The sequence below is a fragment of the Glycomyces algeriensis genome, assembly GCF_027622855.1.
GTDB classification, from domain to species: domain Bacteria; phylum Actinomycetota; class Actinomycetes; order Mycobacteriales; family Micromonosporaceae; genus Glycomyces; species Glycomyces algeriensis.
Map to the genome: position 1 here is coordinate 231,523 of NZ_JAPZVR010000005.1, position 15,322 is coordinate 246,844.

A 15,322-nucleotide genomic window follows, 5' to 3' on the forward strand; every position below is an offset into this window, starting at 1 on the left:
ATGGCAATGCGCGCCGGCTGTATCAGCAGGCGCGCCGTTCTTCCGTTGTCGCGAGACGACTTAAGTCAACGCGGGCTCATGCAGCCGCATCAACTCCTCGACATGATCGTGCTCGATCTCGTCCTCCCGGGCCCGGAGCTCGGCGAGCTCGGACTCGAGGTTGCGTACTCGCGCGCGTAGCTGGACCACTTCTTCGAGCAGGCGCTTGTTGGGAGCCTGGCCGATGTGGCCGTAGAGGGCTTTCGCCATGGTTTCTCCTTGCGATCACGTCGACTGGTGGCGTTGGCGTACGCACCATGAAAACGTCGCATTTTGCTGAGTGAATTTTTTTAGTCGCTGGGGCCGATTGCCCCTAGCCGGACCAGTGGAGCACGGCTCGTGAACACTGGCCGTCTCCTGACATCATCCGCCTGATCGACGGTTCTCGTCAAGCTTTGCACATGCTTTGCCCATCGGATTCGACGGGGGTCACAACTGAGGGGGGTGCCTCACGTTCGGAAGGGGCCGATCTGCTCCGTGCACGAGGCGCGCAAACCTGGTAGGGTCCCGGAAAATCCGAACGATTCACACGTAACCCCACGTGACGAGGCCCTACCCCCATGCGAAGACTCCAGGGCGGACGCCACCGCGACCGCGCCGAGCACCGCCGCCGGATGCTCATGCTCATCCCGGTGACCTTCGGCCTCACGGCGGGCGCGACCTCACTCTGGGCGCTCGGATCGCCACTCGACGGCCTCGCCGCCTCCGGCGACGCCCCCACCACCGCCCAGGTCGAGACCACCCTTCCGGAGGACCCCACCTCGCCCGAACCCCAGGTGCTCGACGCCCCCAGTGAAGCCGGGATGCGCACACAGGAGGCCGAGGAAGTCCCCACCACCGAGACGCCCGAGGAGACCACCGAGGCGCCGACCCAAGCGGACGAGGGCGACGCCGGCGACGACGGGGACCAGGCCGGATCCGGCGAGTTCGCCGACACCGAGGCGGCCGTGGCCGACCTCGTCGACGCCGAACGCGCCGAAGCCGGCTGCGGCTCCCTCGAACGCGACTCCCGACTCGACAACGCCGCCCGCCTCCACGCCGAGGACATGGCCGCCAACGACTACTTCGACCACACCTCGCAGGACGGCCGCGGCCCCACCGAGCGCGCCGCCGAGCAGGGCTACGAAGGCGGCGTCGGCGAGAACATCGCCGCGGGCTACCCCGACGCCGCGGCCGTCATGGAGGGCTGGATGAACTCCGAAGGGCACCGCGCGAACATCCTCAACTGCGACTACAGCGTGCTCGGCATCGGCATCGCCGACCGCGACGGCACCCTCTACTGGGTCCAGAACTTCGGCTGACGGGGCGCTTTTCAGAGCACCGATCGGGCCAGCATTATCGCAGGTGAACCATGCTGGAACCTCTTACTGTCGTCCATCCGACTCAACGCTGGACTGAATGATTACCAACAGTCATGCTGGGATGGCCGCCCGCTGAGGCGCGCATCTGGGGAGGCGAGCAAAAAACCTGAAGGACGAGGTGCCAACCGTGCGTGTCATGCTCTACGACCCGAATCAGGTCTTCTCCGCCAGCATTCGACCCCTGCTCCACCGACGCGGTGACATCCCAGTCGAGGCGAGGACCGCGAAAGCGCTCGTGGCGGCGGATGCGCAGATCGACTGCTGCCTGGTCGCACTCGAAGCGGTCTCCCGCAACCGGGTCCTGACCGACTGCAAGCGACCGCTCTTCCTCATCACCGACCGCGACGACGGCTCGGTCCTCCGCAAGGCCGTCTCGGTCTCGGCGGCCGGAATAGCCAACACCCACATCATGCCCGGCGATCTGCTCGAAGCCATCGACCGCGGGCTCCTCACTCCGCCCTACTACGACCCGCAGCTGCTGCGCGCGGCCCTCCAGCCGGCCCCGCTCCTCGGCGAGCACGACGCACTCGAACTCGCCCACCACCTGACCCCGAGAGAGGACGACGTGCTGCGCCGCATCGTGCGCGGCGAACCGACCGCCCAGATGGCCACCCAGATGGGCGTCTCCGTCTCCACCGTCCGCTCCCACGTCCAGAACGTGCTCGGCAAGCTCGGCGTGAACTCGCGCCTCGCGGCGATCGCCTTCGCCATCAACTACGGCCTGGACACCGTCAGGGAGAAGCACCCGCAGCTCAGCTGAGCCGAGGGCTCATACTTGAGGGGTGCCAGAGCTTCCCGAAGTAGAGACCGTCCGCCGCGGGGTCGACGAGGCCTTCCGCGGCGGGCGCATCAGCGCCGTCGAGGTCTACAACCCCCGCACCGTGCGCCGCCACGCCACCGGCATCGCCGATTTCCAGCTGAGCCTCACGGGCCTGCAGGTCACCGGCAGCGGGCGGCGCGGCAAGTTCATGTGGCTCACGCTGGACGACGGCCGCGCGCTCGTGTGCCACCTGGGCATGAGCGGCCAGCTGCACGTCGTCACCGACGGCCGCGCGGCGCACAAGCACCTGCGCGGCCGGATCGGGTTCGCCGACGCGCGCGAGCTGTGGTTCATCGACCAGCGGACCTTCGGGTACTGGGACCTCGCGGAACTCGACAACTCCGTGCCGAAGACCATGGCCCACATCGCCCCCGACGTGTTCGAGGCCGCGTTCGACGCGAATGCGGCCGCCGAGCGGCTGCTGCGGCGCCAGATCGAAGTCAAGAAGGCCCTGCTCGACCAGACCTGGATCAGCGGGGTCGGGAACATCTACGCCGACGAGGCGCTGTGGCGCGCGCGGCTGCGCGGCCGGCGCAGCGGCGCGTCGCTCTCGAAGCGCAAGGCCCTGGAGCTGCTCGGCCACGTCAAGGACGTGCTCACCGAGTCCCTCGCGGTCGGCGGCACCTCGTTCGACGAGCTGTACGTGGACGCCCGCGGCGAGGCCGGGTACTTCGCCCGCGAACTCGCGGTCTACGGCCGCGCGGGCCAACCGTGCAAGCGGTGCGACACCCCGATCAAACGCGAGGTCATCGGCGACAGGTCCGCGCACTACTGCCCGAAATGCCAGCGCTGAAGACGGCTCGAAGACACCACCGAGACCACCGAGAACCCTGCTGAACCACTCTTTCGGGTGACATTTCGGCCCGCGGCGGCGTTCGCGGGCCGTTCTTGTCGGGGCCGGGTGGGACGCTCGGCCCTGACCTTCTTTCCCCTCTAGTGGTGGGTGGGGGCTGTGGACGGTGTTCCCGGCAGCAATGCAAAACGTGAAGGGCGGCACCGGAGATCCGGTGCCGCCCCTCAGAACGTCTTGTCTACCGCTGCTTCACGCCGAGGCGTTCGGACAGCATCTGCCAGGCGAGCTTGGCGGCGATCTGCTCGGCGTCCTTCTTCGAACCGCCGGAGCCCTCGCCGAACTCCTCGCCGGCCACGACCGCCCACGCCGTGAACTGCTTGGCGTGGTCGGGGCCGGACTCGGTGATCCGGTACTCGGGCACGCCGAGTCCGGAGTCGGCCGTCAGCTCCTGCAGGCTCGTCTTCCAGTCCAGGGCTGCGCCCTGTCCGGCCGCGGCCTCCATGAGCGGGTCGAAGAACCGGTGCACCACGACCTTGGCGGTCTCCACCCCGTACTGCAGGTAGACGGCGCCCAGCAGCGCCTCGACCGCATCGGCGAGGATCGAGTTCTTGCCGCGTCCGCCCGAGCTCTCCTCGCCCTTGCCGAGCATGAGGTGCGGGCCGATGCCGCCCGCGCCCATGCGGCGCGCCACCCCGGCCAGCGCCTTCATGTTCACCACGGACGCGCGCAGGCGCGCGAGCTGCCCTTCGGGCAGGTCGGGGTGCTCCTGGTAGAGCGCGGTCGTGACCACCAGGCTGAGCACGGAGTCCCCGAGGAACTCCAGGCGCTCATTGGTGGGCAGTCCGCCGTGCTCGTAGGCGTAGGACCGGTGTGTCAGGGCGAGACGCAGCAGTTCGGGGTCGATATCTCGGACCCCGAACACCGCTTCGAAATGTTGTACTGCCTTGTCGCCCATGTGCGGGAGGACTTTAGGCCTCGAGGACCTGACGGCCCCTGTACGTGCCGCAGGTCTCGCAGACCTGGTGGCCGCGCTTCTTGGCGTGGCACTGCGGGCACTCGATCAACTGGATCGGGGCAGCTTTCCACTGCGACCGACGGTGTCGGGTGTTGCTGCGCGACATACGACGCTTCGGAACAGCCACTTCAGAACTCCATACCTATACGCTTACGCTGTGCTATTTCGATTCGCCGTCATTGTCGGCGAGTCGAAGCTTCTCCAAGCCCGCCCAACGGGGGTCCACGGTCTCGTGAACGTGGTCGTCGGGCAGTTCATCCCAAGGAACGCCGCACTCGGCGCACATTCCCGGGCAGTCAGGTCGGCACAGCGGGGTGACTGGCATCGCCAGCACCAGCGCGTCCCGGACCGCGGGCTCCAGATCGAGCAGGTCCCCCTCGAGCCGCATGATCTCATCGGCTTCGGTGGTCGCTTCGGTGACGGAGCCTTCATAAGCGTACAGCTCCTGCACCTGGACGCTGAGAGCGTCCTGCACCGGTGCGAGGCACCTCGCACACTCGCCTTCGGCGACCGCCTCGACCCCGCCGGAGGCGAGCACGCCTTCACTGACGCCGGTGAGGTGGATGTCGAGGTCGAGGACCGCGCCCTTGGGAACCGCGTACACCGACTCGAGGCCGTAGGCCTCGGGTGCGGGGATCTCGAGCGCGACGTGCATCGTCGTGCCCGCGCCGCGCAGTTCCGCGGTGTCGAACACCAGCGGCGCGGCGGGATCCAGAGCGGTCTTCCTCATGGGTGTACTGCGGTCCTTCGGTAGGGAGGTGCGCCTCGATCGAGGCCGACCGGTAATGCTACATCAACGGCGGAACCGGCCCCAACCCAGGTAGCGGGCGCAGTGAAGCACGGGGGGAGGGTGTGAGCGAGCCGACACGCGAGGGGTCCGCCCGGTGCCGCCGGACGGGCCCCCAAAGGGCTCGAGAGGTCTCGAACGCCCTTACAGCTGCGGGAGGGGCTTCTCTTCCTCGACGGGCTCCTGCTGCGAGGGCGCGAAGCTGCCGATCTCCCGGAGGGTGTGCATCTTGTCGCGGCCGCGCTCCACACCCGAGAGGGCGCGGTGCAGGAACTGCTCGAAGTTGGCGAGCGTCGTGTCGACGTACTCGTCGACCTCGTCGCGCAGTCGCTGCGCCTCGCCGCGGGCCTCCGCGATGATGCGGTTGCCCTCGTGCTCTGCGGAGACGGTGATCTCGTGGCGGGAGACGAGCCGCGCGTGCTCGGTCTCGCCCTCGGTGATGATCCGCTCGGCCTCGCGCTCGCCGGCGTCGATGATCTTGTCGCGCTCCTGAAGCATGGCCTCGGCGCGGCGCAGGTCGCCGGGGAGTTCGTTCTGGAGCTCTTCGAGCATGGCGATCATCTCGGCCCGGTCAACTTTGCAGGCCCTTGACATGGGCACGGCCTTGGCCTGCTCCACGTAGGCGATGATCTCTTCGATCCGGTCGAGCGCACCCACCGATTTGCTCCCGTCGATGTCAGTCATGGGGACATTGTCCCGGATGAGGGTGGAATAAGGAGGCTATTCCTGGCGCAAACGCTCGATCAGTCGCGATTGGACGAATTCCGGCACATAGGGCGAGATGTCGCCGCCCCATTTCACCACGTCCTTGACCATCGAGGAGGACAGGAAGGAGTACAGGGGGTTGGTCGGAATGAACACCGTCTCGATCCCCCTCAACCCGTAGTTCATCTGAGCCATCTGTAGTTCGTAGTCGAAGTCGGAGGCCGCGCGGACGCCTCTGACCAGCACTCCGGCGCCGTGTTCCTTGCAGAAGTCGACGACCAGGCCCTGGAAGGACGCGATGCGCACATTGGGGATGTCCGCGGTGGTCTCGCGGAGGAGTTCCACCCGCTCCTCGACGCTGAACAACGCGTTCTTGGAGGCGTTGTGGAAGACCGCGACCCACACCTCATCGTACAGCTGGGCGGCGCGTCCGAAGATGTCGAGATGACCGTAGGTCACCGGATCGAATGAACCGGAGCAGGCGGCGATTCGGGCTTCAGGTTTCACAGGGCGTGACCGTAGCAAAGTGCCGTGCTGCCGTAGCGACGGACGCGGTCTTCTGCGATCTTCTCCGGCCACGGCACGGAGGCCTCTTTGCCGCCGCGTTCGACCACCACGTCGGCGTCGTCGGCGAGCCATCCGTTCGCGACCAGTGCTTCCAGCACTTCGGCGATGGCGGTGTCCGTGACGGCGTAGGGCGGGTCGGCGAAGACGATGTCGAACGGCTCGGCGGGGCCGTTCTGCAGGGCCTTCTCGACGGGGGCGCAGATCACTTCCGCACCGGTGACGGCGAGGTCGGCGATGTTGCGTCGCAGGAGCTTCGCAGTGAGGGCGTGCGACTCGACGAAGAGCGCCGAGTCGGCGCCGCGCGAGAGCGCTTCGAGGCCGACCGCGCCGGACCCGGCGTAGAGGTCGGCGAAGCGCAGTCCGTCGAGGTCGCCGCCGGGGGCGAGCGAGTTGAACAGCGCTTCGCGGACCCGGTCGGAGGTGGGCCGGGTGCGGTCCCCCGGAGGCGTGGCGAGGCGGCGGCCCTTGAGGCTGCCGGCGATGATCCTAGTCATTTGCCACAACAATAATCCGGTGCGGCGCGGACCGCAGGTCGCCGGTCGCGGGGCGCATCGCGGAGCGGACCCCGGGCGCGGCCCCGACCGACGATCCCTCATATTTCAGCGAATGTCGGACCCGTGTGGGATCGTCATCGCATTTCTTCGGTTGGTCGGAGGTGGATGCGGGTGGGAAGGGGCATGCCCTATGTCCCGAGCGCAGCGAGCGCGCCGCCGCCGCCCGCGCCCCCGTCAGCCCTTCTCCAGGAACTCGCCGCGGTCGGCCGCCAGGTCGTCCACGAGTTCGGCCAGGCCCGGCTCGCCCTTGAGCTCCGGATCGGCGCTGATGAGCGCGGTCGCCTCGGCGCGGGCCGCCTCGATGATGTCGGCGTCCTTCAGCAGCGACAGAAGCTTCACGTGCGACTTCACGCCCGACTGGGCCGCGCCGAGCACGTCGCCCTCGCGGCGCTGCTCCAGGTCGAGCTCGGCCAGCGCGAAGCCGTCGGTGGTGGAGGCGACGGCGTCGAGGCGTTCGCGTGAGGAGGAGCCCTCGGGGGCTTCGCTCACGAGCAGGCAGAGGCCCGGGTGGGCGCCGCGGCCGACGCGGCCGCGCAGCTGGTGGAGCTGGGAGATGCCGAAGCGCTCGGCGTCGAGCACGACCATGGCGGTGGCGTTGGGCACGTTGACGCCCACTTCGATGACGGTGGTCGCGACGAGCACGTCGAGGTCGCCGGCGGCGTAGGCGCGCATGACGCGGTCCTTCTCGTCGGTGTCGAGGCGGCCGTGCAGGAGCCCGAGGCGCAGGCCGCTGAGGGCCCCGCCGCGCAGCTGCTCGATGACGTCGACGACCGCGAGCGGCGGGCGCTTGTCACCGGCTCCGTTGTCTTCGGCGTCGTCGCCTCCGACGCGGGGGCAGACGACGTAGGCCTGGCGTCCGGCGGCGACCTCTTCGCGCACGCGGTTCCAGGTGCGGGCCAGCCACCGCTGGTCGGTGTAGGGCACGACGTGGGTGGCGATGGGGGTGCGGCCGGCCGGGAGCTCGGTGAGGCGGCTGGTCTCGAGGTCGCCGTAGACGGTCATGGCGACGGTGCGCGGGATCGGGGTGGCGGTCATGACGAGCGTGTGCGGGGGCCGGTCGGCCTTGGCGCGCAGGGCGTCGCGCTGCTCGACCCCGAAGCGGTGCTGCTCGTCGACGACGACGAAGCCGAGGTCGGCGAAGTCGACGCCGTCGTACAGGAGCGCGTGCGTGCCGATGACGATCCCGGCGGTGTTGGTCTTGACCTCGTCGAGCACGGTGCGGCGCTGGGCGGCGGTGGCCGAGCCGGTGAGGAGCGCGACGCGGGTCGCTTCGGGCGGGGCGCCGAGCTCGCCGCCGCGGGCCAGATCGCCGAGCATCTCGATGATGGAGCGGTGGTGCTGGGCCGCAAGGACTTCGGTGGGGGCGAGGAGCGCGGCCTGGCCGCCGTGGGCGACGACCTGGAGCATGGCGCGGAGTGCGACGAGGGTCTTGCCGGAGCCGACGTCGCCTTGGAGGAGCCGGTGCATCGGGTGGTCCCCGGCGAGTTCGGCGGCGATCTCTTCGCCGACCTGCCGCTGGCCCTCGGTGAGGGTGAACGGGAGGCGGGCGTCGAACGCCTCGGGGAGCGCGCCGCCGCGGGCGTACGCGGTGGCGGTCTCGCCTGCGGCCGCTGCCTTGCGGCGCACGAGGACGGCTTGCATGACCAGGGCCTCTTGCCATTTGAGGCGCTTCTTGGCCGCGCCGAGGGCCTCGTGGGAGTCGGGGCGGTGGATCTGGCGCAGCGCGGTGCCGTAGCCGAGGAGGCTCAGGTCCTCGCGCAGGGAGCGCGGGAGCGGGTCGGGCGGTGTCGGGACCATGTCGAGGACCGTGTGGATGGCCTTGGCGATGTTCCAGGTCGGGATCTCGGCGGTGGCCGGGTAGACGGGGATGAGGGTCCCGGCGAACTCCTCGATCGCGCTCGACGGGTCGGCGGCGTCCTCGGCGAGGAGCTGGTACTGCGGGGAGTTGAGCTGGAGGCGCCCGCGGAACTGGGCGACCTTGCCCGCGAACAGGCCCCAGCGCCCGGCGACAAGCTCCTTCGCGCGCCACGCCTGGTTGAAGAACGTGAGGGTGAGCGAGCGCCCGGCCTCGTCCGCGACGATCACCTCGAGGAGGTCGCGGGGCTTGCCGCCCGGCCGCGAACCGCGCCCGCGGCCCTTGGGGACGAAGGATTTCTGGACGGCGGCGCGCACCTGCGCGGTGACGGTGACGTCCTCGCCGATCTGGAGCGCGCCGAGGTCGGTGCGCTCGCCCCGCTGGGCGTAGCGGAACGGGTAGTGCCCGAGGAGGTCCCCCACCGTGTCGAGGCCCAGTCCCTCGCTGAGGGCCTCCACGGTCTTCTTGCCCAGGACCTCGCGCAGCCGGGTGTCCAGCCCAATGGTCATTCGGCTCCTAGCAGCAGCAGCGGTTCGTCGTCTCCGGCGGGCAGCTGCTGGATCTCCACCAGCGGCCACGCCTCACTGACATGATCGCTCAAGGCTGTGACAATCCCCGCGTTCGAACCGGCGCCGGGCAGGACCGTGAGGAGTTCGGCGCCGTCGGCGCAGAGGCGGTCGGCGAGGTCGCGGGCCGCTTCTTCAGCAGTGTCGAACACGCCGAAGTCCGCTTCGCCGACGACGACGGCGATGCCCTCGGTCTCGGAGCGGAGCTCGCCGGTGCGGCAGGCCCTGATCGCTTCGGCCATGGCGGTGACGTCGTCGTCGAACCGCCGCTCGGGGTCGTGGACGGCGACGGCCGCGACGGCCTGCACCACGGTGATCGTGCGCAGGACGGTGGCCTGAGCGCCGGTGCTGCGGGCGGCTTCGACCGCCTCGTGCGCGGCGTGCGCGGTCTCGGGGCTGTCGGCGAGCACCACCACGCTGGCGGCGCCGTCACCGATGGCCGCCGCGAGTTCGGCGCCGACCGTGGCGCTGGTCGCCGTGCGGCAGCCCTCGTCCGCGAGGAACTCGCGCATCCGCGCGACGGCGGTGACGACGACGAGGGACCGCGTCGGCGCTCCGGCCGCATGGTGGCGCGCGGGCACGGCGTGCATGCGGGCGCCCGCGTGGGCGCCGAGCGTGTCGTCGAAGCGGGTCACGGAGATGCGGTGCACGCGCCCGCGCTCGATCCCGGCCTCGATGGCCGCGCCGATGTCGTTGACGTGCACGTGGACGTTGAACGTGGTGACGTCCTTGGCGGCGCGGGAGCCGATGATGACCACCGAGTCGCCGAGCTCGGTGAGGCGGTGGCGCAGGTCGGCGGCGGCCGCGGCGTTCGCTTCGAGGAGGTACTGGACCTCGTAGCCGTAGACCTCCGAGCCGGTCTCGCGCGGGACCTCCTCGACTTCGGAGACGGCGCGGACGCGGTGGCGCTCGAGGAGGTCCAACGCGCCGGTCGAGACCGAGCCGGTGAGGGTCTCCACGAGCGCCTCGAGGATCACGGTGAGGGCCAAGCCCCCGGCGTCCACGACCCCGGCGCGAGCGAGCGCGGGCAGCTGCCCGGGCGTGGCCGCGACGGCTTCGGCGGCGGCCTCGGCGGCGGCGCGGGCGGCCGAGACCAGGCCGAACGGGGCGGCCTTCCCGGCGGCCGAGGCCGCTGCTTCGGCGACGGTGAGGATGGTGCCGGCGGTCGGGACGGCGACGGCCGCGGTGGCGGCGTCGGTGGCCGAGCGCAGCCCGGCGGCGAAGCCCTTCGCGTCGATCTCGTCGCTGTTCCAGACGTCCGCGAGGCCGCGGAGCATCTGCGCGAGGATCACGCCGGAGTTGCCGCGGGCCGAGAGCAGCGCGCGTCCGGCGGCCTCGTCGAGGAGCGGTTCGAGGGTGAGCCCTGGCGTGGCGCCCTGGAACGCGGCCTGGAGGGTCGCGACCATGTTCGTCGCGGTGTCGGAGTCGGCGACGGGGAACACGTTGAGCTCGTCGACGCCGCGCCGGTGGCGGGTCAACGTGTCGATGCCGCGCGCGGCCCACTCGCGCATGATGTCGGCGTCGAGGACCTGGCGTCCGGTTTCAGGGATTTCCACCACGGGCTCAGAGGATACGCCCTTCCGGTGGCCGAGCGGGGCTTCGGACCATGGAAAAAGGACCGGCCCGCGCGCTATCGCGTGCGGGCCGGCCGATGCCTGGGTGGGTGCTACGCGCCGAAGCTGATGCTGCCCCGGGCCGCTTCCAGCGCTTCGACCTGGTCGGCGGTGGCCGAACCGACGAAGCCGACGTAGCCGTCGCCGTTCTCGATGACCGCGGTCATCACGGTCAGGTCGCCGACGGTGAAGGTGTTGAAGTAGGCCGACCGGGCGTCGACCCGGTACTGCGTGGCCTGCGCGCCTTCGGCGGCGCCGCCGGCCCAGGTCGCGGCCAGATTCTGCAGGTTGCCGCTGAGGTCGGCGATCGGGACGTCCGCTCCTGCGCCGATCGTGGCCGGGTCGAGCGCGCCGAAGAACACCGTCGGGCCCGTGCCGGCGAGGAGCAGGCCGGTCGCCCCGGTGAATCCGCCGGGCGGGTTCGCCGCTTCGGTGGATCCCTCCGCGGCGAGGATGCTCAGGCCCGAGGCTTCGTTGGCGACGACGGTCTGCACGGCCGGCGTCTCCGGCTCCGGCTCGGCGGGCGCGCTGCTTTCGGCCGCGCTGCTCTCAGCGGCCTCGCTGCTCTCGGCCGCCTGGCTCTCCGTGGCCTGGTTGCTCTCGATGGTGGCGGTGTCGTCGCCGTTGTCCTCGAAGGGGTTGAAGAGGATGAAGCCGCCGACGCCGAGGGCGAGCGCGATGACCACGATCCCGGCGACGATGAGCCACATCGTGCCCTTGCCGCCCTTCTTCTTGCCCTTGCGCTGGATCGTGTCGGGGGCGCCCCACGGCTGCGCGCCGCCGCCCGAGATCGGCACGAGCTGGCCGCCCTGCGGACCGAACTGCCCGCCGCCGAACGGCGGCTGGCCGCCGGGGCCCATCGGGGCCGAGACGGGCATGCCCGAGACCGGCATGCCGGAAGCGGGGATGGAGGAGACGGGCGGCATCCCGGAGACCGGCATTCCCGAGACGGGCATGCCGCCTGCCGGACCGAACGGGTCGGAGATCGAGGGAGGCGGAGGGGACGCCTGAAACGGCTGCTGCGGCGGCATGCTCTGGTAGGGCTGCTGCGGGGGCATGTTCTGGAAGGCCTGCGGCTGCGGCGCGTCGAACGGGGAGACGGGGACGCCGGGAGGCGGACCGAACTGCTGCGGCGACGGCTGGCCGGGCCCGCCGACGTACTTGACGGTCCCGTCCTCTTCGACCGGGCCCTGTCGGCCCGACTGCGCCATGCGCTGACTCTCCGGCGACCACGGCGCGTCCTCGTGGGGAGGCTGCTCGTTCGGGCGGTACACCGGGGGCTGTTGCTGCGGCGGCTGCCAGCCGTCGGCAGGCTGCTGCGGGGTGTGGCTCATGTTCGACTCACCAAAGAAGATATGGGCATCGGCACATCATGTGTATGCGGCCAGCCTACGGGATCTGAACCCATCCTAGAGTCACCAACGGTAGCCGACCGCGGCAGCCGCCACAGCGCAGCGCCGCCGCGGAGCGTCCTGGGAGGACCGACGAATCTGCGCGATCCGGACCCAAGTCTGCTTGCAGCACACTGGGTCTTTCGATTGCGGCGCAGATGTTCCGACCGGGAGCGACCGACCCGTCGCCGGGTCGGCCCGGCCTCCGGGGGCCCGGCCCTCGGCGGCTGTGGCGCAGGTCCCGCCACCTGGATGGTCGGCGGTCCGCCGGGTCCGTTAGAATTACCGGGTTGCCCGCCGTCGGGGTGGGCCGAATGAACGTCAATGCAGGAGTTTTGGATTATGTCGAGCGTGTGTGAAGTCTGCGCGAAGCGCCCCGGCTTCGGCAACAACGTCCCGTGGTCCCACAAGAAGACCCGTCGTCGTTGGAACCCGAACCTGCAGACCATCCGCATCGCGACTGGCTCCGGCGACAACAAGCGCCGCGCCAAGGTCTGCACTTCGTGCATCAAGGCCGGCAAGGTCACCCGCTAAGGGGTCTGACGCCGCGAAAGACTTACGCCGCCGGGGCTCTGCCCCGGCGGCGCTTTGTCGTACCCGAAGCAGGTGTGCAACGTGATTGCGCCGACACTCGGCGTGAAATCGCCGCGTTCTTGTCGGACCCGGGTGGGATGGTCGACCGAACTCCCCATCCAGGGCGGGTAGGTAGGCGCCGCCCGCCGGCCAGACCGAACGCGGCCGCTCGAACCGATGCCCGAGCGGCCTGCTCCCTCGCGTTATTCCTTCGTGAAGTGGTCCCAGCCCGTAGGGCCGGTCCAGCGCTTGCCGTCGACCGTGACTCCCGCTCCTTCGGTGACCGTGCCGATGCGTCGCCAGCCTTCGGGGAGGAGCACGTCGGGCGGGAAGGCCGCCGCGAGCGCGTGGTCCTCGCCGCCGGTGAGGATCCAGCCGCGGGCGTCGGCGCCCAGGGCTTCGGCCGCGTTGCGCATGGGTTCGGGGACGGGCAGGGCCGCGGTGTCGACGTCGATGGCGACACCGGAGTCGTCGGCGATGTGGCCCACGTCGGCGAGGAGCCCGTCGGAGACGTCGATCATGGCGCGCACGCCCATGAGGGCGGCGTCACGTCCGGCCGGGTACGGCGGCTGCGGCCTGCGGTAGGCGCCCACGAGCGCACCCGGGGAGCGGAAGCCGCGCGAGAGGACGTTGAGGCCGCCTGCGGCCCAGCCGATCCGTCCCGCCAGCGCGAGCACGTCGCCCGGCTCGGCGCCGCCGCGCGTGACCGGTTCGCGGCCTTCGAGGTCGCCGAGGGCGGTCACGGTGACGGTGAGGAGCTCGCCGCGGGTGGTGTCGCCGCCGACGACGGCCGCGCCGACGGCGGCGGCCTCGGCGGCGAGGCCGGAGGCGAGGCCTTCGAGCCATTCGGCGGGCAGGTCCTGCGGGGCGGCGACGGCGGCGAGGAGCGCGGTGGGCCGGGCGCCCATCGCGGCGATGTCGGCGAGGTTGGCGGCGGCGGCCTTGTGGCCGACGTCGGCGGCGGAGCACCAGTCGCGGCGGAAGTGGTTGCCTTCGACGAGCATGTCGGTGCAGGCGACGACGCGGCCGTCGGGGGCGGTGACGACCGCGGCGTCGTCCCCGGGTCCGAGCACGACGGCGGGCGTGGTCGCGAAATGGCGCGTGAAGCGCTCGATGAGGCGGAACTCGCCGACCTCGGCGACGGTCTCACTCACGTGCGGATCAGTCCTCGGGCGTTTGTTGGTCGGTGAAGCACTGGGTAATCTTCGCTCAAAGGCGATCGCGAAGCGGTCAGGCCCACCCGTGTCGGGTTCGGCCCCACGATCCCCTTCTGCCCGTCTCCCTGAGGAGGCCTGTCGCATGGTACAGGCGTATATCTTGGTCCAGACCGAGGTCGGCATGGCCGATCGGGTGTCCGCGGACGTGTCGGCGATCGAGGGCGTGGTCCGGGTGGACATCGTCACCGGCCCGTACGACGTGGTGGCGCTCACCGAGGCCGCCTCCGCGGACCATCTGCGGACGCTGGTGGTGAGTAGAGTCCAGCGGGTGGCGGGCATTACCCGCACGTTGACCTGTTCGATTCTCACTGACTGAGGAGCGGGGTCCTGGTGGGTTCCGAGAAGAAGTCGCGCCTTCCGGCGATCGTGGCGACCGCCGTGGCGGTGCCGGTCGCAGTGGTCGCGGGTGTGCTGGTGTTCAACGCGATCGCGCCGAAGGCCGAGCCGGTGCACGAGGACCTCTCGCCGGTGGCGGTCGAGGTCCCCGCGCTGAGCGAGGAGGACGCCGTGGTGTGCCTGGCGCTCACGGCGACCGCGCCGGAGTCGGCGGGCGGCCTGCAGGCGCGCCCGGTCGAGGGCGGCGCGGGTGCGGCGGAGTCGGTCATGGCGTACGGCGATCCGGCGGTCGTGGCGACCTGCGGGGTCGAACCGGTCGCGGTGGAGGACACGGCGCTGGTCTACAAGCTCAACGGGGTCTGCTGGTACTCGGACGAGGCGGGCCTGGAGTGGACGTCGCTCGACCGGCAGGTGCCGGTGGGCGTGAGCGTCCCGGAGACGCACGAGCAGCCGGTCGACGTGCTCAACGACCTGTCGACGGCGATCGCGGACAAGGTCCCGGCGGCCGCTGAGGCGCCGACAGGGTGCGCGTGAGCGCTGCGCTCGAGCGCTCGTTCTTCGCGCGCGATTCGGTACGGGTGGCCCCGGAGCTGCTGGGCTGCTTGGTGACCGCGAACGGCGTCACCGTGCGTCTGACGGAGGTCGAGGCGTACCGCGAGGACGATCCGGCCTCGCATTCCTTTCGCGGGGAGACGAAGCGGACGGCGGTCATGTTCGGCCCGCCCGGGTTCCTGTACGTCTACTTCACCTACGGGATGCATTACTGCGCGAACCTGGTATGCGGCCCCGACGGTTCGGGGGCGGCGGTGCTGCTGCGGGCCGGCGAGGTCGTGGACGGGCTCGACGCGGCTCGCGCGCGGCGGGGCGCGAAGGTGCCGGACCGGGACCTCGCGCGCGGCCCCGCGCGCCTGGCGCAGGCGCTGGGCTGGGACCGCGAGGACGACGGCCGCGACATGATCGGCGCGGTGCGCTCGGGCGGCGGCGCGGCGGCGGTCGCCGCCGGGCCGCGGACCGGCATCACGAAGGCGGCCGACACCGATTGGCGGTTCTGGATCCCGGGCGACCGGTTCGTGTCCCCGTACAAGCGCCACCCGAAGGCCCCGCCGGCGCCTGTCGCCGATTGAGCGGGC

18 protein-coding genes are annotated in these 15,322 nt (G+C 70.6%); 7 read left to right on the forward strand and 11 right to left on the reverse strand.

Features of this window, described 5'->3' with window-relative positions:
• Nucleotides 1-60 precede the first annotated feature (60 nt).
• Nucleotides 61-249 carry a hypothetical protein gene (locus tag O2L52_RS11740; RefSeq protein ID WP_270115615.1) on the reverse strand — a complete coding sequence of 63 codons (189 nt, stop codon included), beginning with the start codon at nucleotides 247-249 and terminating at the stop codon, nucleotides 61-63.
• A gap of 350 nt (nucleotides 250-599) precedes the next feature.
• Here O2L52_RS11740 and O2L52_RS11745 point away from each other — a divergent pair, with 350 nt between their 5' ends.
• The 3 genes from O2L52_RS11745 to mutM all read left to right on the forward strand — a co-directional run bounded on the left by O2L52_RS11745 (nucleotide 600) and on the right by mutM (nucleotide 3,013).
• Nucleotides 600-1,340, forward strand: coding sequence for a CAP domain-containing protein (locus O2L52_RS11745; protein WP_270115616.1), 741 nt, complete (start codon nucleotides 600-602; stop codon nucleotides 1,338-1,340).
• Nucleotides 1,341-1,536: 196 nt separating this feature from the next.
• On the forward strand, nucleotides 1,537-2,160 hold the full coding sequence (locus O2L52_RS11750; protein WP_270115840.1) for a helix-turn-helix transcriptional regulator: 624 nt from the start codon (nucleotides 1,537-1,539) through the stop codon (nucleotides 2,158-2,160).
• A 22-nt stretch (nucleotides 2,161-2,182) separates the two neighbouring features.
• On the forward strand, nucleotides 2,183-3,013 hold the full coding sequence (mutM, locus tag O2L52_RS11755; RefSeq protein WP_270115617.1) for a bifunctional DNA-formamidopyrimidine glycosylase/DNA-(apurinic or apyrimidinic site) lyase: 831 nt from the start codon (nucleotides 2,183-2,185) through the stop codon (nucleotides 3,011-3,013).
• Between the two features lie 238 nt (nucleotides 3,014-3,251).
• Here mutM and rnc read toward each other — a convergent pair whose 3' ends face one another.
• The 9 genes from rnc to O2L52_RS11800 form a co-directional block, all read right to left on the reverse strand.
• Nucleotides 3,252-3,968 (reverse strand): ribonuclease III, encoded by a 717-nt coding sequence (gene rnc, locus O2L52_RS11760; protein ID WP_270115619.1) that lies wholly within the window; start codon nucleotides 3,966-3,968, stop codon nucleotides 3,252-3,254.
• A gap of 13 nt (nucleotides 3,969-3,981) precedes the next feature.
• Complete coding sequence (gene rpmF / locus O2L52_RS11765; protein ID WP_205325184.1) at nucleotides 3,982-4,155, reverse strand: 50S ribosomal protein L32; 174 nt, start codon at nucleotides 4,153-4,155, stop codon at nucleotides 3,982-3,984.
• Nucleotides 4,156-4,188: 33 nt separating this feature from the next.
• Complete coding sequence (locus tag O2L52_RS11770; protein WP_270115620.1) at nucleotides 4,189-4,758, reverse strand: YceD family protein; 570 nt, start codon at nucleotides 4,756-4,758, stop codon at nucleotides 4,189-4,191.
• 201 nt (nucleotides 4,759-4,959) lie between these two features.
• A complete protein-coding gene (locus tag O2L52_RS11775; RefSeq protein WP_344471293.1) occupies nucleotides 4,960-5,472 on the reverse strand; it encodes a hypothetical protein in 513 nt (170 codons plus the stop codon).
• A gap of 63 nt (nucleotides 5,473-5,535) precedes the next feature.
• Entirely contained in the window at nucleotides 5,536-6,027 is a 492-nt protein-coding gene (gene coaD, locus O2L52_RS11780; protein ID WP_270115622.1) for a pantetheine-phosphate adenylyltransferase, read from the reverse strand.
• Nucleotides 6,024-6,581, reverse strand: coding sequence for a 16S rRNA (guanine(966)-N(2))-methyltransferase RsmD (gene rsmD / locus O2L52_RS11785; protein WP_270115623.1), 558 nt, complete (start codon nucleotides 6,579-6,581; stop codon nucleotides 6,024-6,026). Before rsmD ends, coaD begins: the two co-directional genes overlap by 4 nt.
• A gap of 234 nt (nucleotides 6,582-6,815) precedes the next feature.
• The gene (gene recG / locus O2L52_RS11790; RefSeq protein WP_270115624.1) at nucleotides 6,816-9,005 is read right to left on the reverse strand and encodes an ATP-dependent DNA helicase RecG; all 2,190 of its coding nucleotides are present in this window, start codon (nucleotides 9,003-9,005) and stop codon (nucleotides 6,816-6,818) included.
• Complete coding sequence (locus tag O2L52_RS11795; RefSeq protein WP_270115625.1) at nucleotides 9,002-10,618, reverse strand: DAK2 domain-containing protein; 1,617 nt, start codon at nucleotides 10,616-10,618, stop codon at nucleotides 9,002-9,004. The genes recG and O2L52_RS11795 overlap by 4 nt, the downstream gene beginning before the upstream one ends.
• 110 nt (nucleotides 10,619-10,728) lie before the next feature.
• Complete coding sequence (locus O2L52_RS11800; protein ID WP_270115626.1) at nucleotides 10,729-12,009, reverse strand: hypothetical protein; 1,281 nt, start codon at nucleotides 12,007-12,009, stop codon at nucleotides 10,729-10,731.
• 399 nt (nucleotides 12,010-12,408) lie between these two features.
• Here O2L52_RS11800 and rpmB point away from each other — a divergent pair, with 399 nt between their 5' ends.
• Nucleotides 12,409-12,600, forward strand: a complete 192-nt coding sequence (gene rpmB / locus O2L52_RS11805; protein WP_030157716.1) for a 50S ribosomal protein L28 — start codon at nucleotides 12,409-12,411, stop codon at nucleotides 12,598-12,600.
• 242 nt (nucleotides 12,601-12,842) lie between these two features.
• Here rpmB and O2L52_RS11810 read toward each other — a convergent pair whose 3' ends face one another.
• Nucleotides 12,843-13,793, reverse strand: a complete 951-nt coding sequence (locus O2L52_RS11810; protein ID WP_270115627.1) for a thiamine-phosphate kinase — start codon at nucleotides 13,791-13,793, stop codon at nucleotides 12,843-12,845.
• Between the two features lie 145 nt (nucleotides 13,794-13,938).
• Here O2L52_RS11810 and O2L52_RS11815 point away from each other — a divergent pair, with 145 nt between their 5' ends.
• Genes O2L52_RS11815 through O2L52_RS11825 form a run of 3 tightly spaced genes read left to right on the forward strand, consistent with a single transcriptional unit; the run spans nucleotide 13,939 to nucleotide 15,316 of the window.
• Nucleotides 13,939-14,172: an Lrp/AsnC ligand binding domain-containing protein gene (locus O2L52_RS11815; RefSeq protein ID WP_309299877.1), complete on the forward strand. Its 234-nt coding sequence runs from the start codon at nucleotides 13,939-13,941 to the stop codon at nucleotides 14,170-14,172.
• Between the two features lie 14 nt (nucleotides 14,173-14,186).
• The gene (locus O2L52_RS11820; protein WP_270115629.1) at nucleotides 14,187-14,726 is read left to right on the forward strand and encodes a DUF3515 family protein; all 540 of its coding nucleotides are present in this window, start codon (nucleotides 14,187-14,189) and stop codon (nucleotides 14,724-14,726) included.
• Nucleotides 14,723-15,316 (forward strand): DNA-3-methyladenine glycosylase, encoded by a 594-nt coding sequence (locus O2L52_RS11825; RefSeq protein ID WP_270115630.1) that lies wholly within the window; start codon nucleotides 14,723-14,725, stop codon nucleotides 15,314-15,316. The genes O2L52_RS11820 and O2L52_RS11825 overlap by 4 nt, the downstream gene beginning before the upstream one ends.
• The last annotated feature ends 6 nt before the right edge of the window (nucleotides 15,317-15,322 follow it).

Bases quoted from the DNA above. Each gene is read 5' to 3' on its own strand.
- O2L52_RS11770 (WP_270115620.1), bottom strand. From the start codon at position 4,758: ATGAGGAAGACCGCTCTGGATCCCGCCGCGCCGCTGGTGTTCGACACC.
- rsmD (WP_270115623.1), bottom strand. From the start codon at position 6,581: ATGACTAGGATCATCGCCGGCAGCCTCAAGGGCCGCCGCCTCGCCACG.
- rnc (WP_270115619.1), bottom strand. From the start codon at position 3,968: ATGGGCGACAAGGCAGTACAACATTTCGAAGCGGTGTTCGGGGTCCGA.
- O2L52_RS11740 (WP_270115615.1), bottom strand. From the start codon at position 249: ATGGCGAAAGCCCTCTACGGCCACATCGGCCAGGCTCCCAACAAGCGC.
- O2L52_RS11750 (WP_270115840.1), top strand. From the start codon at position 1,537: ATGCTCTACGACCCGAATCAGGTCTTCTCCGCCAGCATTCGACCCCTG.
- O2L52_RS11745 (WP_270115616.1), top strand. From the start codon at position 600: ATGCGAAGACTCCAGGGCGGACGCCACCGCGACCGCGCCGAGCACCGC.
- O2L52_RS11800 (WP_270115626.1), bottom strand. From the start codon at position 12,009: ATGAGCCACACCCCGCAGCAGCCTGCCGACGGCTGGCAGCCGCCGCAG.
- recG (WP_270115624.1), bottom strand. From the start codon at position 9,005: ATGACCATTGGGCTGGACACCCGGCTGCGCGAGGTCCTGGGCAAGAAG.
- O2L52_RS11815 (WP_309299877.1), top strand. From the start codon at position 13,939: ATGGTACAGGCGTATATCTTGGTCCAGACCGAGGTCGGCATGGCCGAT.
- rpmB (WP_030157716.1), top strand. From the start codon at position 12,409: ATGTCGAGCGTGTGTGAAGTCTGCGCGAAGCGCCCCGGCTTCGGCAAC.